The 22,712-nt window shown below is 52.3% G+C and carries 19 protein-coding genes and 1 tRNA gene; 17 read left to right on the plus strand and 3 right to left on the minus strand.

From position 1 onward, the window contains the following. The first annotated feature begins 75 nt into the window (after positions 1-75). The 16 genes from ACOTZC_RS11990 to ACOTZC_RS12065 all read left to right on the plus strand — a co-directional run bounded on the left by ACOTZC_RS11990 (position 76) and on the right by ACOTZC_RS12065 (position 19,022). Positions 76-2,613, plus strand: a complete 2,538-nt coding sequence (locus ACOTZC_RS11990) for a DUF2345 domain-containing protein (protein WP_047174219.1) — start codon at positions 76-78, stop codon at positions 2,611-2,613. Positions 2,614-2,615: 2 nt separating this feature from the next. Next, the gene (locus ACOTZC_RS11995) at positions 2,616-4,199 is read left to right on the plus strand and encodes a T6SS phospholipase effector Tle1-like catalytic domain-containing protein (protein WP_047174220.1); all 1,584 of its coding nucleotides are present in this window, start codon (positions 2,616-2,618) and stop codon (positions 4,197-4,199) included. After that, entirely contained in the window at positions 4,196-4,843 is a 648-nt protein-coding gene (locus ACOTZC_RS12000) for a DUF2931 family protein (RefSeq protein ID WP_047174221.1), read from the plus strand. The genes ACOTZC_RS11995 and ACOTZC_RS12000 overlap by 4 nt, the downstream gene beginning before the upstream one ends. After that, on the plus strand, positions 4,812-5,588 hold the full coding sequence (locus tag ACOTZC_RS12005; protein ID WP_233426914.1) for a DUF2931 family protein: 777 nt from the start codon (positions 4,812-4,814) through the stop codon (positions 5,586-5,588). Before ACOTZC_RS12000 ends, ACOTZC_RS12005 begins: the two co-directional genes overlap by 32 nt. A 217-nt stretch (positions 5,589-5,805) precedes the next feature. Continuing rightward, the gene (locus ACOTZC_RS12010; protein WP_421635807.1) at positions 5,806-6,333 is read left to right on the plus strand and encodes a DUF2931 family protein; all 528 of its coding nucleotides are present in this window, start codon (positions 5,806-5,808) and stop codon (positions 6,331-6,333) included. 236 nt (positions 6,334-6,569) lie between these two features. Beyond that, positions 6,570-6,773, plus strand: a complete 204-nt coding sequence (locus ACOTZC_RS12015) for a tetratricopeptide repeat protein (protein ID WP_052686466.1) — start codon at positions 6,570-6,572, stop codon at positions 6,771-6,773. A gap of 99 nt (positions 6,774-6,872) precedes the next feature. Further along, complete coding sequence (locus ACOTZC_RS12020) at positions 6,873-7,139, plus strand: PAAR domain-containing protein (RefSeq protein ID WP_072044435.1); 267 nt, start codon at positions 6,873-6,875, stop codon at positions 7,137-7,139. Positions 7,140-7,142: 3 nt separating this feature from the next. After that, complete coding sequence (locus ACOTZC_RS12025) at positions 7,143-8,297, plus strand: hypothetical protein (RefSeq protein ID WP_047174222.1); 1,155 nt, start codon at positions 7,143-7,145, stop codon at positions 8,295-8,297. Then, complete coding sequence (locus tag ACOTZC_RS12030) at positions 8,284-11,703, plus strand: ImcF-related family protein (RefSeq protein WP_248193770.1); 3,420 nt, start codon at positions 8,284-8,286, stop codon at positions 11,701-11,703. Before ACOTZC_RS12025 ends, ACOTZC_RS12030 begins: the two co-directional genes overlap by 14 nt. Further along, positions 11,703-13,298 carry a type VI secretion system protein TssA gene (tssA, locus tag ACOTZC_RS12035; RefSeq protein ID WP_047174224.1) on the plus strand — a complete coding sequence of 532 codons (1,596 nt, stop codon included), beginning with the start codon at positions 11,703-11,705 and terminating at the stop codon, positions 13,296-13,298. The genes ACOTZC_RS12030 and tssA overlap by 1 nt, the downstream gene beginning before the upstream one ends. Positions 13,299-13,318: 20 nt before the next feature. Continuing rightward, on the plus strand, positions 13,319-15,082 hold the full coding sequence (gene tssF, locus ACOTZC_RS12040) for a type VI secretion system baseplate subunit TssF (protein ID WP_163354050.1): 1,764 nt from the start codon (positions 13,319-13,321) through the stop codon (positions 15,080-15,082). Beyond that, the gene (gene tssG / locus ACOTZC_RS12045; RefSeq protein ID WP_163354114.1) at positions 15,037-16,140 is read left to right on the plus strand and encodes a type VI secretion system baseplate subunit TssG; all 1,104 of its coding nucleotides are present in this window, start codon (positions 15,037-15,039) and stop codon (positions 16,138-16,140) included. Before tssF ends, tssG begins: the two co-directional genes overlap by 46 nt. Beyond that, positions 16,121-16,657 (plus strand): type VI secretion system lipoprotein TssJ, encoded by a 537-nt coding sequence (gene tssJ, locus ACOTZC_RS12050; RefSeq protein ID WP_023308684.1) that lies wholly within the window; start codon positions 16,121-16,123, stop codon positions 16,655-16,657. Before tssG ends, tssJ begins: the two co-directional genes overlap by 20 nt. After that, a complete protein-coding gene (tssE, locus tag ACOTZC_RS12055; RefSeq protein WP_023308683.1) occupies positions 16,650-17,102 on the plus strand; it encodes a type VI secretion system baseplate subunit TssE in 453 nt (150 codons plus the stop codon). Before tssJ ends, tssE begins: the two co-directional genes overlap by 8 nt. 14 nt (positions 17,103-17,116) lie before the next feature. Beyond that, positions 17,117-17,587, plus strand: a complete 471-nt coding sequence (locus ACOTZC_RS12060) for a hypothetical protein (RefSeq protein WP_421635786.1) — start codon at positions 17,117-17,119, stop codon at positions 17,585-17,587. Between the two features lie 103 nt (positions 17,588-17,690). Next, the gene (locus ACOTZC_RS12065) at positions 17,691-19,022 is read left to right on the plus strand and encodes a VasL domain-containing protein (protein ID WP_421635787.1); all 1,332 of its coding nucleotides are present in this window, start codon (positions 17,691-17,693) and stop codon (positions 19,020-19,022) included. A 48-nt stretch (positions 19,023-19,070) separates the two neighbouring features. Here the strand turns inward: ACOTZC_RS12065 and ACOTZC_RS12070 are convergent. Beyond that, positions 19,071-19,142, minus strand: a tRNA-Arg gene (locus tag ACOTZC_RS12070). A 75-nt stretch (positions 19,143-19,217) separates the two neighbouring features. Further along, complete coding sequence (locus ACOTZC_RS12075; protein WP_029740160.1) at positions 19,218-20,147, minus strand: formate/nitrite transporter family protein; 930 nt, start codon at positions 20,145-20,147, stop codon at positions 19,218-19,220. Positions 20,148-20,462: 315 nt separating this feature from the next. On the opposite strand from ACOTZC_RS12075, the gene mlaA reads away from it, so the two are divergent. Further along, positions 20,463-21,215 carry a phospholipid-binding lipoprotein MlaA gene (mlaA, locus tag ACOTZC_RS12080; RefSeq protein WP_023312585.1) on the plus strand — a complete coding sequence of 251 codons (753 nt, stop codon included), beginning with the start codon at positions 20,463-20,465 and terminating at the stop codon, positions 21,213-21,215. A gap of 44 nt (positions 21,216-21,259) precedes the next feature. On the opposite strand, the gene fadL is transcribed toward mlaA, so the two are convergent. Beyond that, positions 21,260-22,582 (minus strand): long-chain fatty acid transporter FadL, encoded by a 1,323-nt coding sequence (gene fadL, locus ACOTZC_RS12085; protein WP_421635788.1) that lies wholly within the window; start codon positions 22,580-22,582, stop codon positions 21,260-21,262. Positions 22,583-22,712 lie beyond the last annotated feature (130 nt).

Raw genomic sequence — 22,712 nt, forward strand, 5'->3', positions numbered from 1 at the left:
ACCCCTGATTAAACCTGTTACTTGCCCGTCGGCAAGAAAGTCATGGACTGCAGGTTATCCCATGGAGTCAATATCATGAGTCTGACAGATACGCTGAAGAATACCCTGTCTGCGCTAACTGAAGGCGGGCTGAACCGCTACCGCCTGGATATTCCGTCCTGCACAGCTTCACTGGACGTGGAAGAGTTTAACGGTAAGGAGTTCATGAGTGAGCTCTACTACTACGAAGTTATCTTTACCAGCAGCGATCAGAATATCAGTTCGGCGCAACTGTTGACCAAACCTGCCACGCTGACAATGGGAACCGGGCCTCTGATGGGGTTGACCGGGCAGAAAGTGGTGCATGGTGTGGTGACGCATTTTAAGCGTATCAGTGGCTCACGTGACCAGGCGACGTACCAGATTATTATTGAGCCGTTCCTGTCTTTGCTGCGCAAGCAATTCCGTACCCACCGTTTTTTCGTCAATAAGTCGGTACCGGAAGTCGTCACTGAAGTATTGCAGGAGCATGGCCTGAAAGGTTGGGAGTATGAGTTCACCCTCAAAGCTGACTATCCGAAGCGTGAACAGATTAACCAGTACAAGGAAAACGATCTCGCGTTCATTGAGCGTCTGCTGGCTGAAGTGGGGATTTTCTACTTCTTTACCCTGCAACCCGACACCCAGACTGAGGTGGTGCATTTTGCAGACAAGCAGAGTGCATGGACGTTCGGTAAGTCGCTGCCACTGAGCAGTCCATCGGGCATGAGTGATAATGCAGCGGACTCGGTATGGGGGGTTCACGTCCGACAAAACGTAGTCGAGCGCTCTGTCACCGCCAGTGATTACAACCACCGTGAAGCCCATAATATCCTGACTTCTGTACCGGCAGACATGACGAGGGGTGATGGTGAAGGTCTGACCTACGGTGATGTGTATCACTACCTGCCACGTCATCTTGAACGCGGCGACAAAATCACCCCCGCAGCAGAAACCGGCAACTTCTGGGCACGCCTGGAGCATGAGCGTTTCCTGTCCGGGCAGACGACTATCAGCGGCTGTAGTAATTATGCCCTGCTTTCTCCGGCCCAGGTGCTGACCATCAGTGAACGTGTGGTACCGCCGACACTGCCGTCAGAAACGGACAACGGTATTATCATTACCCGCACGGGCTATATAGCCAGTCGTAAAGATGCCCTGATAGTGATGTGGGAGGGGATGCCATATTACGAGAACCGATGCTGGCGACCTGCCGCTAAAAAGCGCCCGGTGGTCAGCGGCACCCTGATGGCGCGCGTGACCAGCGCCAAAGATAACGACATCTACGCCTGGCAGGATGCATCCGGCATGTACCGGGTGAAGTTTGATGCTGACCGCGATGATAAGCGTCAGGGCCAGGAAAGTATGCCGGTGCGTTTTGCTAAACCCTACGGCGGCGACAAGTATGGCTTTCACTTCCCGCTGATACAGGGAACTGAGGTTGCCATTGCGTTCCATGAAGGTGACCCCGACCGTCCATACATTGCTCATGCCCTCCACGACTCCCGCCACGTTGACCATGTCACTGAGGCCAACAGTACGCGCAATGTTGTCCGCACAGCTGGCCTGAACAAGCTTCGGATGGAGGACAAGCGCGGCGAAGAGCACGTCAAGCTCAGTACGGAGTATGGCGGCAAAACCCAACTCAATTTAGGTCACAATGTAGACGCTTCCAGGAAGCTTCGTGGCGAAGGTGCGGAGTTACGCACCGATAAATGGGTGGCCGTTCGTGGCGGAGCCGGTGTATTCATTAGTGCGGACAAACAACCATTCGCCAGTGACAAAATGCTTTCCATGAAAGAGGCTGTGGCACAGCTTGAAAATGCGTTAAGTATCGCCAGAAGCCTTTCCGATGCGGCAGAAAGTGCTCAGGCGTATCCGGCGGATATCCAGAGCCAGAAAATGCTGACGGATGCACTGACGGAACTGGCACAGCCGGGGATGGTATTGAATGCACCGCAAGGCGTTAGCATCAGCAGCCCGGAAGGTGTACGCATTTCCTCGGGAAGTGCCAGCGTGGGGATCGTCGCGCAAAATAATGCAGACATCAGCGCTATGAAGCGTTTCACGGTTGCGGCAGGTGAAGCTATCAGTATGCTGGCCCGTCAGGCGGGTATGAAGCTGTTTGCTGCGAAGGGGAAAGTCGAAATTCAGGCACAGGATGACGCACTGGACGCTTTCGCCAAGAAAGATATTACGGTAACGAGTGCCGAAGGCAAAATTGAAATTACAGCAGCAACGGAACTGGTCGTTAACTGTGGTGGGGCCTATATCAAGTTAAGTGGCGGGAATATTGAGTTGGGTTGTCCTGGAAATATTCTTCTGAAATGTGCCAATGCTCAGAAAATGGGAGCAGCTTCGCTGAACATGCCAGCCCCTGAATTTCCGAAAGGTTATGGTGGTGTTTACTCTCTGACTGACGAAGAAGGGAAAATCATCCCTCAGACTGAATATAAAGTGACGACAGCTGACGGGCAGGTGTTTCATGGCATTTCAGATGATAATGGCAAAACACTGCCGATTTATACCACAATGCCCGGCAAATTAAAAGTTGAGATCCTTGGAACCGGCAATTCAACAACAGGGAGTGAATAAGTATGAGTGATTACCATGCGTGGGAAGCCAGTGATTGCGAGCATTTCACTGATGTTAATATTTCCGAGAAAACAGTTGTCTGCAAACGAAAACCCGTCCCGGGGATAACCATCACGATCGGGATGTTTTTTGATGGTACAGGGAATAATGCGTTTAATACCCAGAATCGCATCCTGGAGTCCTGCTCTCATCTTGACGTTGGAATGAAGCCTGAAGACGCTGAAGCCTGTGCTAAAAAACTGGGAAAAAAAATTGATAATGCAGTGAGTTATATTGGTTATTATTCAAATATTCACTGGCTCAATACACTTTATGCTACCAATGATGAAGTAATTGAAGGGCAATTAGATTATCAACGCGCTATCTATGTACAGGGGATCGGTACCGATAAGGGGAATAGTGATAGCACGATAAGTATGGGGACGGGCGGTTGGTTTTATGGTGTGGTTGATAAATCTGATGAAGGCGTTGGTCTAATTGCTGAACAGATTTCACAATTTCTGGCTCTTAACCAAGGGATAAATTTTGCAATCGAAAAAATTCAGTTCGATGTTTTTGGATTTAGTCGCGGAGCGGCAGCAGCTCGCCACTTTGTTAACCGTGTAAGAAACAACGATAAAGCCATAAAGCAGGCCATAACGAAAGGGCTTGGTGGTCGAAATCAGCATGGGAAACCTGCAGGTGAAACCCGCTTTCTGGGGTTATTTGATACCGTGTGCGCGGTAGGTACAGTAAGTAATCTATTTGATGTTCATAGTGGTGTGAACCCCGGCGTTGAGCTGGCCCTGCCTCCAGATATTGCGCAGAAAGTCTTTCAGATTACGGCAATGCATGAGTGTCGCTACAACTTTAGCCTGAACAGCATCAAGGAATCGTGGCCGGAACTGGCTCTGCCGGGAGCACATTCCGATATCGGCGGTGGCTATAATCCGAAGGAAAAGGAATATCTTTTTCTGACTCAGCCCCAAAACGAAACTGTCAGTGAAAGTATTCCTTCTGAAGTGACTGATATCTACCGGCGTTCAGCGGCTGAAATACCTGACTTAAAGAGCCTGCCAGCGTTAAGTGCGATCATTCCGAGTGGTGAAGTAAAGACAGAAACCTGGTACGACTATCTTGTTAACGAGGATAAAAAACGTGGTGGCATCACACAAAAACGTGTAGGTGCGGCAGTCACTATTGAGAGGGTAGTGACTAATGACTGGAGTAAAGTTAGTTTACGGGTGATGTTGGATGCGGCTCAGGAGGCTGGAGGCTTATTTAATGAGATCCTCCCCAAGGATGAGAATTTCTCTTTACCGCCTGAGCTTGAAGCTTTGTGTCAAAAAGCAATTGACCAGGGTAAGGCTGTGAGAAATGGTGGTGTGCCGACGCCTTTTATCTCACCAGAATTACAGTTAATTGGCAAATATATTCACTGCTCCGCTCACTGGAACCCTGTGGTTGTAAAAGATGTCTGGCTGGACGGGAATAAAGTGAAAACCATCTACGGGGCAGTGAAATCATCCGATTTGTTTTTTTATATCAATCGTCCAAATCCGGGTTGGCTTCGAGCTGTCTGGAATATGCAGGGAGGGAAATCATGAAATCAATCGCCAGAATTATTTCGATTTTATTTCTTTTGGGCTCTGTTAGTGCCTGTGCTAGTGAGAAATCTAACAGCCTCAAATCGCCCTGGGACAAGTGGTATTTCGCTTTTACTACGCCAAAAGCTTTACCAGCACAGGTTACATTGTTAAAACTGTTGGATGTCGATGGTTATGCATCGACATATCGGACTATCGATCAGCCACAAGGGATCAGTGTAGGTAAATGGAGTGAACGTAACTCTGCAGGGAATACACAGTTTAATAAAGCCGAAAGGCTTCCGCAAATAATGATATTCTGCTGGGATTCAATTATTGACAAAAAAATATATCAGTCAACTTTATTTTTTACGCATGATGCATGGGCTAAAATGATTAACCCTTATCCTGATGTTTTAGAACCTGGGAAAGATGCATACCGGCAGACGATGCTGATAGGGTTGGCCCCGGAAGGGATAGTACGGGTCTGGTTGAGACAATATGGTCATTCGGACATCCCATTAAATGATACAAAAATAACGACTGTTTCAGGTAAAGACCTTGACATGTGCAAAGGTGAAACGAACTTTCCTAATGGCTATGAATATAGCGAGGGTATTAAGAAATTTATAAATGGTAAAGAATACCCTTATGGCTCATGGTGAACCAACATCTTTAAAAGATGGTAGTGCGCTAAATATCCGCGAATCATTCAAGCCTCGGTTGGGGGCGCGTTGTCTGAAATATGCAGTGAGGGAAATCATGGAAACTATAACCAGAATAACTTCGGTTTTATTACTTGTGGGTTTTGCTAACGCCTGTGCCAGTGAACAACCCCATAGTCTTAAAACCCCTTGGGACAAATGGTACTTTGCCTTTACCACACCAAAAGCTCTACCAGCACAGGTTACATTGTTAAAACTGTTGGATGTTGATGGTTATGCATCGACATATCGGACTATCGATCAGCCACAAGGGATCAGTGTAGATAAATGGAGTGAACGTAACTCTGCGGGGAACACCCAGTTTAATAAAGCCGACAGATTGCCACAGATAATGATATTTTGTTGGGACTCAATCATTGATAAAAAGGTTTATCAGTCCACTTTATTCTTTACTCAGGATACTTGGAATAAGATGACAACCCCTTATCCTGATGTCTTAGAACCTGGAAAAAATGCATATCGGCAAACGATGTTAATAGGATTAGCGCCGGAAGGAAAAGTACGGGTCTGGTTGAGACAATATGGCCATTCGGATATCCCATTAAATGATACAAAAATAACGACAGTTTCCGGTAAAGACCTTGATATGTGTAAAGGGGTAACGGGAAGTGATTTTTCCTATGGGTATAGTAATACAACCAAAGAGTTCATCAAGGGTAAAAAATATCCTTATGGTTCATGGTGAATAATCGCATTTCAAAGACGGAGTTGTGTTCAATACTCTTTATTCATATGAACCTTTGCTCAGTTTAAGTTGCTTAGAATATGCAGAGAAGTAAACCATGAAATCAAATGCCAGAATTATCTCGATCTTATTTCTTTTGGGCTCTGTTAGTGCCTGTGCTAGTGAACAACCCAATAGTCTTAAAATCCCTTGGGACAAATGATACTTTGCCTTTACTATCCCAAAAGCTTTGCCAGCACAGGTTACACTGTTGAAGTTGTTAGATGTTGATGGATATGCATCGACATATCGGACTATCGATCAGCCGCGTGGAATCAGTGTCGGAAAATGGAGTGATAGGAACTCCGCGGGGAGTACGCAGTTTAACAAATCCGATAGATTGCCTAAGATAATGATTTTTTGCTGGGACTCGATTATTGATAGAAAAACATATCAATCAACTTTATTTTTCTCTCAGAATACATGTGATAAAATGATCACTCCTTATCCTGATGTATTAGAGCCTGGGAAGAATGCATATCGACAAACGATGTTAATAGGATTGGCGCCGGAAGGAAAAGTACGGGTCTGGTTGAGGCAATATGGCCATTCGGACATCTCACTGAATGATACACAAATAACGACTGTTTCAGGTAAAGACCTTGATATGTGTAAAGGGGTAACAAAAAGCGATTTTAGTTATGGTTATGATGAAGATATCTTAGGGTTTATAAAAAACAAAAAATATCCTTATGGGTCATGGTGAAAGATCATCTTTAAAAGACGGTAGTGCGCTAAATATCCGCGAATCATTTAAACCTCGGTTGGGGGCGCGTTGCCTGAAATATGCAGTGAGGGAAATCATGAAAACAGTCACCAGAATAACTGCGGTTTTATTACTTGTGGGTTTTGCTAACGTTTTGGTGAAGAAACTTCTCAGAGTTACGAAAAGGCCAATTATGGTATGAGAAGGCTCCGAAAAACAACTGCGCTAAAGCTCAGATGTATTTAGGTTACGCATACCTTAATGGTAAGGGCGTTGCTGTGGATTATGATAAAGCCAAAAATTTTCTCGAACTTGCAGTTAATCAAGGCGAGCCTTCAGCCATGTATCATTCAGGTACGATGTATTTTGATGGTAAAGGAATTGCTGTAAATAGAAGTAAGGTCATCCCACTATTCCAAAAAAAGCTGTTCTGCAGGTGATTCTAATGCGTGCGATAAGTTAAAAGAAATTAATATAGAGAAATAATGTTTTACCTGCATAAAGAAATGAATATCAGGAAATGAAAAAGGGAGATTCGTATGTCTAAAGGTTTTGTATTGATTAGTGATAAAACCACTCATGGTGGCCAGGTCATTTCTGCCTCATCAACAATGGTAGTAAATGGAAAAAATGTTGCCCTCGTGGGTGATAAGGTCAGTTGCCCAATAGTGGGGCATGGCATTAATGCAATTATTGAAGGATCGCCTGAATGGACCTCTGACGGTAAAGCCGTGGTTGTGGATGGTTGCCACTGTGAGTGCGGTTGTCAGGTGATCTCCAGTGCACCGGATTGTGTAATAGGATAAGTAATGAGCTGGGAGCGTCAGAAATCAACAATATCGACTAAGCCTGAAGAACCTTCATTCATCCTGTGGATGATGTTGGGGGCTTTCGCGCTGGTCGGTTGTGTACTGCTGTTTGTCCTGCATGCCAATAAACTGGCCGGGCCACTTCAAACATTTAATCTTTGGGCTGTCACCTCAGGCCCTGCAGTTGTCTGGTTTTTCTTTTTGTGTCTGCGTGGCTGGATCTATAACAATGCTTTTGACAGACACGAATTTGAAACCAACGAGGCAGAGTATGCGCAACAACAGTGGATGGCGTGGTCTGGACGCAATATCGCAGTGTTACACAGCGGTGTAATGCTCCCTGCAAATCTGACACCGCAAAATTTTATTGCAGCCCCGCCAACGCTGGAGCAGAGCACATCTCTGACCCAACGAATTTATCTGCAAGATCATGAGACACATTTTTCAGTTCTGTTGACCGGGTTAAGTCCTGTACTGGCAAAGTTGCCTTTAGATTTAGTACCAGCTGTCACGCTACTGACAGATTCTCACGATGACATACTGGTATTGCAGGATGCATTTGCGCAGGCCTGGCAGACAGTCATTCTGGATCTCCCTGTTCCAGCGTTGACGATTCTTACGTCAAGGTCCTTCCTTTCACTGGATGAGCGAATTAAGTCACCGACGCTGGATGTGGATTTGATCCTGATTCACCAGACACAGGGGCGGGATACGTACAGTGATGTGCTGGCAGCCCTATTGCTGACCTCCGATGATGTCGCCACAAAATACAACCTCTCCTTTAACGCCCGTCTTTTGCGTCCAATGGCACTTGACATGGCGATTTCAGAAAAGTCATTGGATACATTTTTCTCGACCCAGACTCAGGCTTGTGCCACCGCCAGTATTGTCGGCGACAGCGTGGAGTGGGGTGATGCATTTTCTGATTTACTTGCAGCGGCACAAGATTATGACGGTTACTGGAAACCTGAACAGCTCCACTGGCTGGAGAAATATGCCGGGCTTAGCGGCCCCTTTTCTCCATGGATAATGGCTGCAGTAGCCAGCGATATCGTGAATATACAAAAAGCCGACTGTCTGATGCTCTCTACAGATGGTGAGCAGAAATTTATTAATACCGTGCAAACAGGGAACAGAAACGATGACAACGGGTGATTCAGCATGGCGCGGAGGATGGGGAAAACTGGGGTTCTCCGCGCTTTTAGCGGGCGGGATTGCCTGGGGCATCTGGCACTATGGTGATCAGATGGGGCTGCATACCCCGTTACTTAAAGGGCTGGTCATTGCCGGAGCCCTGATTTTATTGATGCTGTTCCGCCACGGCAAAACCATTACGCTCGCCATTAAACAGGGCTGGCATCGTTTCCAGTCTAAGCGAAGGAATGTTCTGCCAGCCGATGAAGGCCGCGTTGAACAGACCGAGCCGCGTTACGTCACCGTCGACACCATCCGTGAAGCCATGCGTAACCTCTACGGTCGTCGCTGGGGGCGTAAAACACGTATTCTGCTGGTAACCGGCACTGCCGAAGAGGTGGAGCAACTGACTTCGGGGCTCACGACTCAGCTCTGGCAGGAAGGCCGCGGTACGCTGTTACTGTGGGGCGGTGACCTCAACACCCCAGCGGACAGTGCTTGGCTGAGCGCACTGCGCAAACTGCGCCGTCGTCCGGCGGACGGGCTGGTGTGGGTCACATCAGCCTTTGACCAGCTATCCGCACCCGGACTGAAGCCGCCGCTGCCGGTGCCGTCTGACAGCACCATGGACTCCCTGTCGCATGCCATCAGCGCCCGTATGGATACGCTCGGCTGGAAACTTCCCCTGTACGTCTGGTCCCTGCATCTGCGGGTCGGTAAGCCGGAAGGTCGGGTTGTACAGGCGGCGGGGTGTCTGCTGCCTGACAGATGTACTGCGGAAGGCCTGGCTGAGCAACTGACTGCCCTGACGCCAGCGCTGACCTCACAGGGTTTGCAACAGACCTGTGATGACGTGAAACACAGCTTCCTGCTGACGCTTGCTGACCAGCTAATTCGTGAGCCGGAAAGCGTGACCGCACCGCTGTCGGTGATGCTCAATCCCTACCGCCCGCTGCCGCTGGCCGGTGTGGTGTTCAGTCAGCCCTCTGCCGGTGCCGAACGTGCCGTGCCGCACCACTGGGGCATGGATAAGCGCTGGGATGTACTGCCGGACTCGGTCCGGGCGCTCCCGGCGGCTCTGCGTCCGCGCAAGCCGGGCATCCCGTGGCGTAAAGCGATGACCTCTGTTGTCGCCCTGGCGATGGTGGGCTGGGCTGTGTGGATGGGCATCGCGTATGTCACCAACCGCAGCCAGATTGCCGGTGCGAATACCCAGGCCGCACTTGCTGCCCGACAGAATCAGCCGCTGGAGCAGCGCCTGCACGCGCTGTCTGAACTGCAGAAAACGCTGGCCCGCCTGCAGTACCGTGCTGAGCACGGCGTGCCATGGTATGAGCAGGCCGGGCTGAGTCAGAATAATGCCCTGCTGACCGCACTTTGGCCACGTTACCGCGACAGTGCACTGCCATTATTGCGGGATGCGGCCGCAGACCACCTGCAGAAGCAGATCAGTGCGTTTAACGCGCTGCCGCCGGGCAGCCCGCTGCGTGAGCAGATGGCTAAAGCTACCTATGACCAGCTCAAACTCTACCTGATGCTTACCCGTCCGGAACATATGGATGCGGCCTGGTTCAGCTCGGTGCTGCTGCACGACTGGCCAAAACGTGATGGTGTGAAAGACGGTGTCTGGCAGGGTGTGGCGCCGTCACTGCTGTCGTTCTATGGCGCACAGCTGGTTGCGCATCCAGAGTGGAAGCTCCGTGCTGATGAAAGCATGGTCAGCCAGGCGCGTTCCCTGTTGGTTCGTCTGATGGGCGTACGTAACAGTGAATCGACCCTGTACCAGAAGATGCTCTCCCAGGTGGCACATCTGTATGTGGATATGCGTCTGGAGGACATGACCGGGGATACCGATGCATCCCGTCTGTTCAGCACCACGGAAGTCGTGCCCGGCATGTTCACCCGCCAGGCCTGGGAGCAGGCCGTGCAACCTGCTATAGAAAAGGTGGTGAAGGCACGCCGGGACGAGCTTGACTGGGTGTTGACCGACAGCAAGCGTCAGGTGAATAAACAGGACGAGACCTCGCCGGAAGCGCTGAAAAAACGCCTGACGGAGCGTTACTTTGCAGACTTTGGCGGGGCATGGCTGGCGTTTCTCAACAGTCTGCGCTGGAACCAGGCCGCCACGCTATCTGACTCTATTGACCAACTGACCCTGATGGCCGATGTGCGTCAGTCACCTCTGGTGGCGCTAATGAACACCCTGAATGTGCAGGGGCGCACCGGGCAAACCGGCGAGGCGATTTCGGATTCTCTGGTTAAATCAGCCAAAAATCTGCTCGGTGGTGATAACAAAGATGCCATTGACCAGAATGTCGGCGTTCACGGTCCGCTGGATGCAACCTTTGGTCCGGTACTGGCACTGATGGATAAAAGCAATACCGGTGCGCAGGCGCTGAGCCTGCAGTCATACCTGACTCGCGTGACGCAAGTTCGTCTGCGCCTGCAGCAGGTGACTAATGCCGCAGACCCTCAGGCGATGACCCAGACCATTGCCCAGACTGTATTCCAGGGTAAAGCCGTGGACCTGACCGAAACCCGCGACTACGGAAGTCTCATTGCCGCCGGTCTGGGGCAGGAGTGGAGCGGCTTTGGGCGTACGGTGTTTGTGAATCCGATGGAGCAGGCCTGGCAGCAGGTGCTGACCCCGGCGGCCGAGAGCCTCAATGCCCAGTGGCAGCAGGCGGTGGTGGCTGAGTGGAACAGTGCCTTTGGTGGACGCTATCCGTTCAATAACGCCAGCAGCGATGTTTCTCTGCCGCTGCTGGCCAAATACCTTAATGCTGATTCCGGGCGTATCGCCCGGTTCCTGCAGACCCGCCTTAAAGGCGTGCTGCACAAAGAGGGCAACCACTGGGTACCGGACAGCATCAACTCGCAGGGCCTTGCCTTTAACCCGGAGTTCCTTAACGCCATCAACACCCTGAGTCATATCTCGGATGTGGCATTCACCGAAGGCAACGCCGGCATGAACTTCGAATTGCGCCCGGGCACCGCCGATGGGGTTATGCAGACCGACATGATTATCGACAGCCAGAAGCTGACCTATGTGAACCAGATGCCGGCATGGAAACGGTTCAGGTGGCCTGCGGATACGGAAGCACCCGGTGCGAACCTGAGCTGGATAAGCACGCAGGCGGGCACCCGCCAGTACGCTGATATCCCTGGTGCATGGGGCTGGATCCGCCTGCTCGATAAAGCTGTCGTCAGTGCTTACCCGGGCGTCGGCAGCAGCTACAGCCTGAGCTGGAAAGCACAGGATGGTCGCACACTCAATTATACCCTTCGTACCGAAGCCGGAGAGGGGCCGCTGGCACTGCTGAAGCTGCGCAATTTCCGTCTACCGGAAACCATCTTCAGTACCTCCGGTGCAACACTATCAGACCAGGTTATCAGTGCAGGAAATGCTACAGAGGACGTATATTGATGAGCACGCTCTATGCCTTACTTAATGCCTGCCAGACCGATCAGGGGCCACTGCTTGCCGCCACCCGTGAGCGTGTGGCGCAGTGGGACAGCTGGCTGCAGCCGCTGTCTGGGGCGTCACCCGCTGGCGAAGACCCTGGCTATGACGACGATTTCCAGCAGATTCGCGAGGAAATTAATAAGCTCTCTGGTGCCAACACCGAGCTTATTTGCCAGCATGCAGAAAAGATTTTAACCACCGTAGCGAAAGATATCCGTGTGGCAACCTGGTACTGCTGGGCGAAGTTGCACCGCGAAGGTGAACAGGGGCTGGCCGAGGGATTAGAACTGCTGGCTGGTCTGCTGGAGCGATTTGGAACACAGCTGCACCCGCAGCGTGACCGCAGCCGTAAGGCCGCACTGGAATGGCTGGCAGGATCGCGCATGACCGACTCACTTTCCCTGTACCCGGAAGTGGTCAGAGAAGAGGCGATGCGTACCACCGGAGCGCTGCTGCTGATAGCCGGGCTTACCGAAAACGATCCGGATGAAACCCGTCCTGAACTCAATACGCTGTATGGTGCTCTTGAAAGCCGTTTGCAGAAAGCGGGCGGCGTGGATGCGGTGGTACCGCAGAACGCCAGTACCAGCGAAACCCCTTTGGTTGTCAGTCAAAGCGATGTCCCGGCGATCGGGCGGATCACCTCCGGTCAGGATTTACTGGCTCAGGCCCGCACCCTCACCGAATATCTGCGCGAACAACCGGACGGCTGGCTGTCAGCACACCATCTGATGAAAAGCCTGCGCCACGATACCTTGCGGGCCATTCCTGCCCCGGATGCGCAGGGGCGCACACGCATTGAGCCGCCAAGGGCGGATCAGCGCGCGTTACTCAAACGCCTCTACCTGCAGCAGAACTGGGCTGAAATGCTGGAAACGGCCGACAGCACCTTTTCCCGCGGAGCCAATCACCTGTGGCTGGATTTGCAGTGGTACATCCACCAGGCGTTGACGAAATCAGGTCAGGACACCCTGGCTGACATTATTGCTGCCGATCTGAAAGGGCTGCTGACCCGTCTGGCCGGGCTGGAGACGCTTGCGTTCAGTGACGGTACCCCCTTTGCGGATGAAGTGACGCTGAACTGGATCCAGCAGAGCGTGCTTGATACCACTGGCGGGTGGGACAACGATACGCCATCAGCCCCGGCCACCGCCGGTAACGACGACATTCTGGCGCTGGAGCCGGAAGCCGTGGCGCTGGCCGACAGTGAAGGCCCGGATGCCGCTCTGGGGTGGTTGCAGACCCGGCCGGGCATGACCACCGATCGTCAGAAGTGGCTGTTGCGTCTGCTGATGGGGCGCATTGCTGAGCAGTACGGTAAAAATGACCTGGCGGTACACCTGTTTGCAGAACTGGGTGAACGTGCAAGAGAAGTGACCCTCAGTGACTGGGAGCCTGAGCTGATGTTTGAGGTGCAGGCCCGCCATCTGAAACTCCTGCGCCTGAAAGCCGGTCGCAGCGAGGCTGAAAAGGCCCGCCTTACACCGGTAATGGACCAGTTACTTGCCGGACTGATCGCCGTCGATCCCGCCCGTGCCGCCGTGCTTTGCGGTTAAATCCACAGGAACAGAAATAAATGGAAGATTTGACCCTGCGTTATTACGACGCAGAAATGCGGTACCTGCGTGAAGCCGCGAAAGAGTTCGCTCAAACCCATCCCGATCGCGCAGCAATGCTCGACCTTGATAAGGCCGGCACACCCGATCCGTATGTCGAACGCCTTTTTGAAGGCTTTGCTTTCTCGATGGGGCAGCTGCGGGAGAAGATTGACGACGATCTGCCGGAACTTACCGAAGGTCTGGTCAGTATGCTCTGGCCTCACTACCTGCGTACCATTCCGTCACTCTCGGTGGTTGCGTTCACGCCTGTGCTTCAGGCCGTGAAGATGGCAGAAGTCATGCCCGCGGGTCTGGAAGTATACACCCGCCCGGTAGGGCCGAAGAACACGGTCTGCCGCTACCGCACCACCCGCGATGTGATGCTCAATCCGCTAAATATCTCAGGGGTAACAATGACCACTGAGCCTGACGGGCGTTCGCTGCTGCGGATGCGTTTTGCCTGTAGCACACAGGCGGACTGGTCCCATGCGGACCTCAGCCACCTGAGCCTCTATCTCGGCGCAGATGCGCCAGCCAGTAGCCAGCTACACCTGATGCTGACCAGGCGGCAAGCCGCCTTGTATATGCGTCTGCCCGGGCAGACTGACCGTATTCGCCTGGACGGGTACTTTTCGCCGGGAGGATTTGCGGAGGAAGACGGGCTGTGGCCGAAGGGGGATACTGCCTTCAGCGGCTACCAGCTGTTACTGGAGTATTTTACTTTCCGCGACAAGTTTATGTTTGTCCACCTCAACGGTCTGGACGGGATTACGCCGCCTGCGGGAGCAGAGTACTTCGACATCGAAGTCGTGTTCAGTACGCTGTGGCCATCAGACCTACCGGTCACCAATGACGCGGTTCGTCTGCACTGTGTGCCGGTGATTAACCTGTTCACACTGGAGGCTGACCCGCTCACCATTACCGGGCTTGAGAGTGAGTACCTGCTGCGCCCCAAACGGCTGCAGGACGGACACACCGAGATTTATTCGGTGGATTCGGTGACAGGCTCAAACCGGACCAGTGACGCAGAGTACGTGCCGTTCAGCAGCTTCAGGCACAAGGGCGGGATGATGCGCCGTCATGCCCCCCCTCGTTACTACCACACCCGCGTGAAGCGCAGCGTGACCGGGTTGCATGACACCTGGCTTATCCTTGGGGGGCACCAGTGGGAAGAGGACCGCCTGTTTGAGCGTGAAGCCGTATCGCTGCAAATCACCGGCACCAACGGCCAGCTGCCGCGCCGTGCACTACAGAGTACGCTGCTTGACCGCTGTGAGCAGGTGGTCAGTACACAACTTTCAGTACGCAATCTCTGCAAACCGACGCTGCCAGTCTATCCGCCTTCCGAAGACCGTTTTCACTGGCGGGTTCTGAGCCACCTGGGATCCGGTTTCCTGAACATGATGAGCACCGCCGAAGTGCTGCGCGGCACGCTGGCACTCTATAACTGGCAGGAAGATGAACTGAACACCCGCCGTCTGGAGGCGATTCAGCATGTGGAGCACCACCGCCTGCAGCGTTTTGAGCAGGGCTACCTGCTGCGGGGGCTGGATATCGAAGTAACCCTCGACAGCAACGGTTTCACCGGTGAGGGTGACATTCACCTGTTCGGTGAAATGCTCAACCGATTCTTTGCGTTGTATGCCGATATGAACCAGTTCAATCAGCTCACCCTCATTGTTCAGCCAGAAGGAAAATTCATCCGGTGGAAAGAGAATCACAGTCCGCGTCTTCCCGGCTGATAGCGCAACTGGGGGACCGGCTGCCATATATCAACTTTTACCGCTTCTGCCAGCTGCTGGAGCAGAGCCAGCCGGACAAACCGGTTACGGGCAGTACCTGGCAGGTACGCCATGAGCCGGTACGTTTTCGGCCACACCCAGGAATGGGCTTTCCGGCATCTGAAGTCAAAGGGATTGAGCCGTCTGAGCATTCGCATCTGCCGCCGACGGTACGCATCACCTTTATGGGGCTCTACGGCGTGGAGTCCCCTCTGCCGACGCACTATATCGATGACATTACCCAGCGGCGGGAAGGGTATGAGGCCACCGCGGATTTCCTCGATATTTTCAACCACCGGTTGATTGCTCAGTACTATCGCATATGGCGTAAATACTCGTACCCGGCGACCTTTGAAGAGGGTGGGAAGGACAAAACCTCGCAGTACCTGCTGGGACTGGCCGGGCTCGGGATTAACGGCTGCACGGACAGTATCGCGACCCCGGCTTCGCGCTTTCTGGCACTGCTGCCGGTCATGTTACTGCCTGGGCGTACCGCAGAAGGCATGGCCTCGCTGGTGCGCCTGCTGGCACCCAACACGCAGGCGAAAATCTGGCACCATGACAAACGCCGCGTGCCTCTGAAGAAACCTTTGATCATGAGCGTCAGCCAGCCAGTCACCCTGACAAACCGTCCGGTGATGGGTAACTATGCCACCGACGTAAACAGCCAGGTACTGATGCGCCTGACAACCACTGACTCAACTGAAGTGCTGAGCTGGTTACCGGGCGGGGAGCTCCACACGGACCTGATGACGCTGCTGCATGTCTATCTTGGCTCCCGCCTCGATGTACGCCTGCAGCTGTGTGTCGACCGTAGCCTGCTGCCGGACGCGACAATGAGCAGTAAACCCAACGCTGGCGCAGTGCAACTGGGCCGCACCGCAGTGATGCGGCCGCTGAATGCAGCGAACACCGTCACGCACTCCAAAACCATAACCATCAATCTTGGCCGCTATGAGCGGGTACAGGAAAATATTCACCGCAGGGAGACCGATGAAGATGGCGATTACCGCTGGTAAATTTCCTCTGGCTGCGCTGGCCGCTGGTATCACCTTGATGCTGGCTGGCTGTGGGCTGAGTCAAAAAGTAACAGATGGCACCGTTGCTGTGACCAAATCGATTTTTTATAAGCAGATAAAGGCCCTGCATCTGGATATTCGAGCCCGTGAGGCCGTTAACAGCAATGCTGGCGGCGTGGCACTGTCGACGGTGGTGCGCATCTACCAGCTTAAGGATCGCAAAACGTTCGACAGTACTGACTATCCGTCACTGTTTAAAGAGGACAGTCAGGTCATCAAAGCAGACCTGCTGGTGGAGAAAGATATCCTCCTGCAGCCGGGCGGGGCGGTCACGGTCGATATGCCAATGGAGGAAAATGCGCAGTACGTGGCGGTGGCCGGGATGTTTATGTCACCGGACCAGGAGAACAATACCTGGCGTGTAGTAATGAGTCGGGATGACCTTGATCCGGATAAGGCACGCGTCATTGAGGCGGGGAACAACCAGCTGACCATGCAGGCACTGAAAGATGAATGAGACGCCCCGTTCCTCGCTGTACGAGACGCTATTTGGCAATTTTACCGGTGGGTTCGATCTGCATCAGGTCAGTGAAGAAAACCAGGTCATCCTTTCGGTTCTGGACAACATGCAGCGCGTTCTCAACTGTCGCGCCGGCACGCTGGCGCATCTGCCTGATTACGGGCTGCCCGATATGACAAAAATCCTGCAGGGGATGCCCGGAACGGCTCATGAGCTTATGGGCACATTGTCTGCCGTTCTGCTCAAATATGAGCCACGCCTGAAAAAAATAGACGTTGTTCTGCTGGATCAGAACATTCCCGGCGAGCTGCGCTATGCCATTGACGCTGAACTTAAAGGGATTGGCCTGGTGCGCTACGGGACTGAGTTTATGCCCGAAGGACGGGTCCTGTTGCGGCATCTCAGGCAACAGCAGTATCTCGACACAACACCCCGTATATAAGGTCAGATAACACCATGTCAGTAAAATCACAGTTCCTGAAGAAGCTGCAGGCGCGACAACCTTCACCTGTTCCCGCAGTTAGCAAGAGTCAGGCCGATATTGCAGCGTTTCGCATGCGAATGGCTCAGCTTCAGGATCAAATAGACGCGTGGCTGACAGATACCGGACTGAATGCAGAGGCACTGGCGGTATATGTTCCGGACCTGCTGGTGGAGGGCGGGGCTTTTGATATTTCCGGTATCGTCCTGCGTTATGGTAACCGGGCGGTTAAGTTTATGCCGATATTCCTGTATGGACAGGGAGTTGCAGGCTGTGTCGAGGTGACTTTTTTTTCCGGGTACAGCGCGATTTCTCAAGGACGCCTGTTCATGCGGGTGGGGAGTGTATATGACTGGATCTTTACTCCCCCTGATACATCACCTCAGTCAGGACAACTATTTGATGAAGGTGTTTTTTTCGGTCTGATTTTAGCGCTGCTGCCCTAGCAATAACATTCATTCCTTTATTAGTCATAGCGTTTCTACACGCAAAATTGCTTTACACATCAACTGACGATATTAACCGACACGGATATGCAGGCCCTGCAGAATGACCAAACATATAACGTTAAAAACCGGCGGCGACCCGCGTACGCTGCCAGATTATGCCGCCCTCCGCGATGAACTCAGTAAGCTTACACATCCTGCTCGCCCTGATGTGAACTGGCAATATGTCCAAAGACTCTGTCTCTCAATGTTTGAACAGAACGGTGTGGAGTTGCAGACAGCAGCCTGGTACACCCTTGCCCGTACTCACCAGTCTGGATTAGCTGGCCTGAATGAAGGGCTGGCGATTCTGGAGGCCCTGATTAGCCGCCAGTGGGAAACTTTATGGCCGAAGACACAACACGCTCGTATGGAAATCCTTAGCGGCCTGAGCCAGCGCCTGCAGCAGCGCATGCGTATGCTTCCATTCAACAGCAGCCATCTTAGTGAGCTTTATCGTGCTGAAGCGTTACTTACCAGCCTGAGCGCGGTGCTCCAGCGCCTTGAGCTTAAACACCTTAGCCAGCTCGATACGTTACGAACGTTGATACGTTCAAATGCTGAACGGCTGGAAAGCAGTAATGAGACGTCCGATTTGAATGTGAACATGAAGCCCGATAGCGAATCGCCTCTGGAGAAAGCCGAACCGATCGAAGAGGTGAAATGGGTATATGTTGTGCATCAGGAAAATCAGCCGAATGGGGAGGATCGCACGACAGCCCCCGTGTCTGTCAGACAGTGGAAGCCCTTTTTTGCCGGGATGTGTTCCACGCTGGTGGTTTGTATCGCTGTGGCGTGGGGATGGGTTTCTTTGTCCAGACCCGACCCCCTGGCGACTCAGGCTTTTGCCTCTCTGGCTCCGTTACCCGAAGTGCTCACGCCTGTGCAGCAAAACGCGTTAACACTGCGAGGTACTTTACCGTCCACGTTTATCACAGACACGCAGCAGCAGCTTGCCCGCCTGGATAAACTGCCTCCTGACTGGAATATTTCCTACAGCCTTCAGCTGTTAAAGCAGCTCCAGACATTATGGCCGGAGGAGGCGAAACCGCTCACAATGCATTGGCAGCAAAAATTTAACGCGGCAGCGTTACCTGTCGACGCAATGAACAGCTGGTATCAGGGAATGATGACGCTTCAGCAACTGAGTCATCGGCTGAGTAGCCTGGACGAGCAAAAAGGAAAATACATCACGGTAAGCGAGCTTAAATCCGTAGTTTTTTCGACTATACAGTCATTCAACCATACGATACCGGCTGAAGAACAACTCAGGCGCCTGTCGCAGCACCCAGCAGGAGATGCGCTTCCTGAAGCTGAAAAGACTCAACTGGAGTTGCGTCTTAAGCAGCTGGCAACGCGTTACGCTCAAATAAAACAGGATTCTTCTGCTCAATGAATTCTGGCGGTGGACAAATGAATGTACTGGAAAAAGCGGGGGGTAAAGTGTCCCCTGCAGGAATCGAACCTGCAACTAGCCCTTAGGAGGGGCTCGTTATATCCATTTAACTAAGGGGACGAGGCGGCACGAGTATAGCCTTATTTACACTTTGCGTTAAGCGCATCGCCGCCTGACTGCTCAAAGAGTCACCATTCAGGTCGATTTTTTTGTCGATTTATCATCATTTTCCCGTGCCTTAAGCTCAGCTTTGCGTTTGTTCGACATGTCGTTACGAATTTGGGCATGGCTTAACAGCGCGAAGATAAACGTTCCGCCGCAAATGTTTCCCGCCAGCGTCGGAAGGGCAAACGGCCAGAAGAAATCGCTCCAGTGAAGCGTACCGTTAAAGACCAGATAGAGGATTTCAACGGTACCGACCACAATATGCGTGGTGTCCGCCAGCGCAATCAGCCAGGTCATCAATATGATCACCACAATTTTGGCGCTTCCCGCTGAAGGAAACATCCAGACCATCGTGGCGATAATCCAGCCAGAGATGATGGCGTTTGAGAACATCTCGACCGGCGTGTTTTTCATTACGTCCATGCCGATTTTCACAAACGCATCCCTGGTGGGTTCATCAAAGATCGGCATATATTCAAACGCCCATGCCGCGATGCCCGTGCCGATAATATTACCCAGCAGGACCACGCTCCAGAGCCGCATCAATAAGCCGAAATTACCGAGTGTGGGGTTTTGCATCACCGGCAGAACGGCGGTCACCGTGTTTTCGGTAAACAGCTGCTGGCGGGCCATGATGACAATAATAAAGCCGAAGGTATAGCCGAGGTTTTCCAGTAAAAAACCACCGGGCACGCCTTCCAGCTGCACATGAAATATCCCTTTCGCAAGCAGAGATGCGCCCATTGATAGCCCGGCAGCGATGGCTGACCAGAAGAGGGCCATCGCGTCGCGCTCCATCTCTTTTTCACCATCCTGGCGTATATGCTCGTGGATGGCCATTGCGCGGGAGGGGAGGCGATCTTCATCAATTTCTATCTTCTCGCCGCGCGCCTTCTCCTCGCTTTCAATTTCAAGCTCCTCAGTGCTCTCGCCAATTTTTTCTTCGCCTACATCTTTCATATCTGCTCCCGGAGGTTGATCTTTCTGTTAAGCGTAGCGGCTTTTGTCGGGATGCCTGTGGGGATGCTCTTAATTTGGCTGCAATGACAACAAAGGTGATACATCTCTTTCAAAGACATTATAAAATTGCCAGCGAAACGAATTCCAAAAGCCAGGCTATGCTGAGATCAGAGTCACGGTGGTTACTGCCCGTAATTGTGCTCATAGACATCGGTAAACGTGCTGTTACAATCACTTGCACGTTTACAGACGGAGCGTCAACGGCTCCGTTACGGATGGCAATCAACGATAGCCATACTGAACAGGGAGATATTTATGAAACTTCGGCTGTCGGCGCTTGCGCTTGGCGCGACGATGCTTGTGGGCTGCGCCAGCTCCGGGGAGCAAACGGGACGCTCCGATCCTCTCGAAGGATTTAACCGCTCAATGTATAGCTTCAACTACAACGTACTGGACCCGTATGTGGTTCGTCCGGTGGCAGTAGCATGGCGCGATTATGTTCCACAACCCGCGCGTAACGGGTTAAGTAACTTTACCAGCAACCTCGAAGAGCCTGCGGTCATGGTGAACTACTTCCTGCAGGGCGACCCGTATCAGGGGATGGTCCACTTTACTCGCTTCTTCCTGAACTCCATTCTGGGGATGGGTGGCTTTATTGATGTTGCAGGTATGGCTAACCAGAAGCTGCAGCGTGAACAGCCGCACCGTTTCGGCAGTACGATGGGACACTATGGCGTCGGGTATGGTCCGTACGTGCATTTACCGTTCTACGGTAGTTTCACCCTCCGTGATGATGGCGGCGATATGGTGGATACGCTGTATCCGGTCCTGTCGTGGCTGACCTGGCCGCTGTCGGTGGGTAAATGGACGGTGGAAGGGATTGAAACTCGCGCGCAACTGCTCGACTCTGATGGTCTGCTGCGCCAGTCTTCTGATCCGTACATTATGGTGCGCGAAGCGTACTTCCAGAATCATGACTTTATTGCCAACGGCGGCAAGCTGAAGCCGGAAGAGAATCCAAACGCGAAAGCGATCGAAAACGAACTAAAAGATATCGATTCGGAGTAAATAAAAAAGGTGAGCAATGCTCACCTTTTTTGATTCCAGCGCGATTAGAACGCGTAGTTGAAGTTCATGCCGTACAGCCAGGCTTTACCTTCGGAAGAGAACTCATACGGACCTTCCTTGAAGTTAACTTTTTGACCGTGCATATAAGATATGCCCGCATCAATAGAAGCATCCTTGTTGAATGCATAGGTCGCACCAGCGCTCAGCCAGAAGCGGTCCTGATCGGGAATCGAGATAGAGCGTTTGTCTGCTGGTACCGGACTATCATCGAAGGCAATACCGGTGCGGAATGTCCAGTTGTCATCCATATAGTAGGTTGTCCCCAGCGCGATGCGGTAAGCATCACGGAAGCTCTCATCTTTATAGAAGAGCGTGTCGCCGTTGCTATTGGTCGCCTTCAGCTCCTGGAACTGGCTCCAGCTGGTGTAGGTCAGGCTATAGTGAACTGCCCACTGTGGCGCCACTTTGTTATAACCTGACAATTCCCACATTTCTGGTAAGTGCAGGCTCAGAGAGCCGCCAGTGGTTTGTCCATTGGTTCCCATCGGAAGACCGAAGTTGCCGAGGATCTGGTTATAAGCAGAAGGGAGGCTGCTTTTGTAATCTCCATCAAAGTCGATTTTTACTTCGGAACGGTAGGTTAAGCCGTAACGGTTGTTTTTATCGAGTTCATAAAGGATACCGGCGTTCCAGCCAAAGCCCCACTCATCGCCCTTCAGATAAGCGATCTGAGTATCTGCTGGGATACCAGCCACACGCTGTGCCAGGGCTGGTAGAAGTGCGCCTGAGCCAGCGACGACTTTGCCCAGATCGCCCGCGTAACGTTCGATCTTCGCTTTAGCATACACAGCGTCAAAGCCAACGCCGAAACTCCAGTGATTATCCAGACGGTAAGCACCGCTCAGGTTCAGGTTCAGGGTTTCGAGGTCGGTTTTACCGCCAAACGCCCCAGCTGCATAGTCGTTATTGAACTCGGTTGCTAAACCGTAGTTAGAGGTCACGGATGCGCCCCAGCCGAACTGGTCGTTAATCGGCGCCACAAAGTGCATGTTTGGAACCCATGCCGTTGGGGCAATGTTATCCGATTTCAGATCGGCACCTGTCGGAGAACGGCCCGAGATATCAACACCTGGATCGACAAAAATTGCTCCGGCAGAGAAGGTCGGACGATCGAACATCATGATCAACGCGGGGTTACGACTCGCGTTACCCGCATCATCAGCAATGGCGCCTTCCCCTGAATACGCGCGGCCAAGGCCAGAGGAAGAAAATTCGTTTAACTGAAAGCCCGCTGACCAGGCGGAAGTGGAGACGAGTGCCACTGCGACTGCCAGCGCAGTCTTGTTGAACAGGGTTTTCTGGCTCATGACCATAACCTCATTGAGTTATTTTTATTCAATAATTGTTACATACCGTAACAGGAGCGCGAAGTGTAGGGTCTGAGGTATGACAGACAAATCAGACCAGTGGCCAGAGTATAGGTCCGACCAGCCTGAA

The sequence above is a fragment of the Enterobacter cloacae complex sp. SHL009 genome, from assembly GCF_049237205.1.
GTDB lineage: Bacteria > Pseudomonadota > Gammaproteobacteria > Enterobacterales > Enterobacteriaceae > Enterobacter > Enterobacter cloacae_M.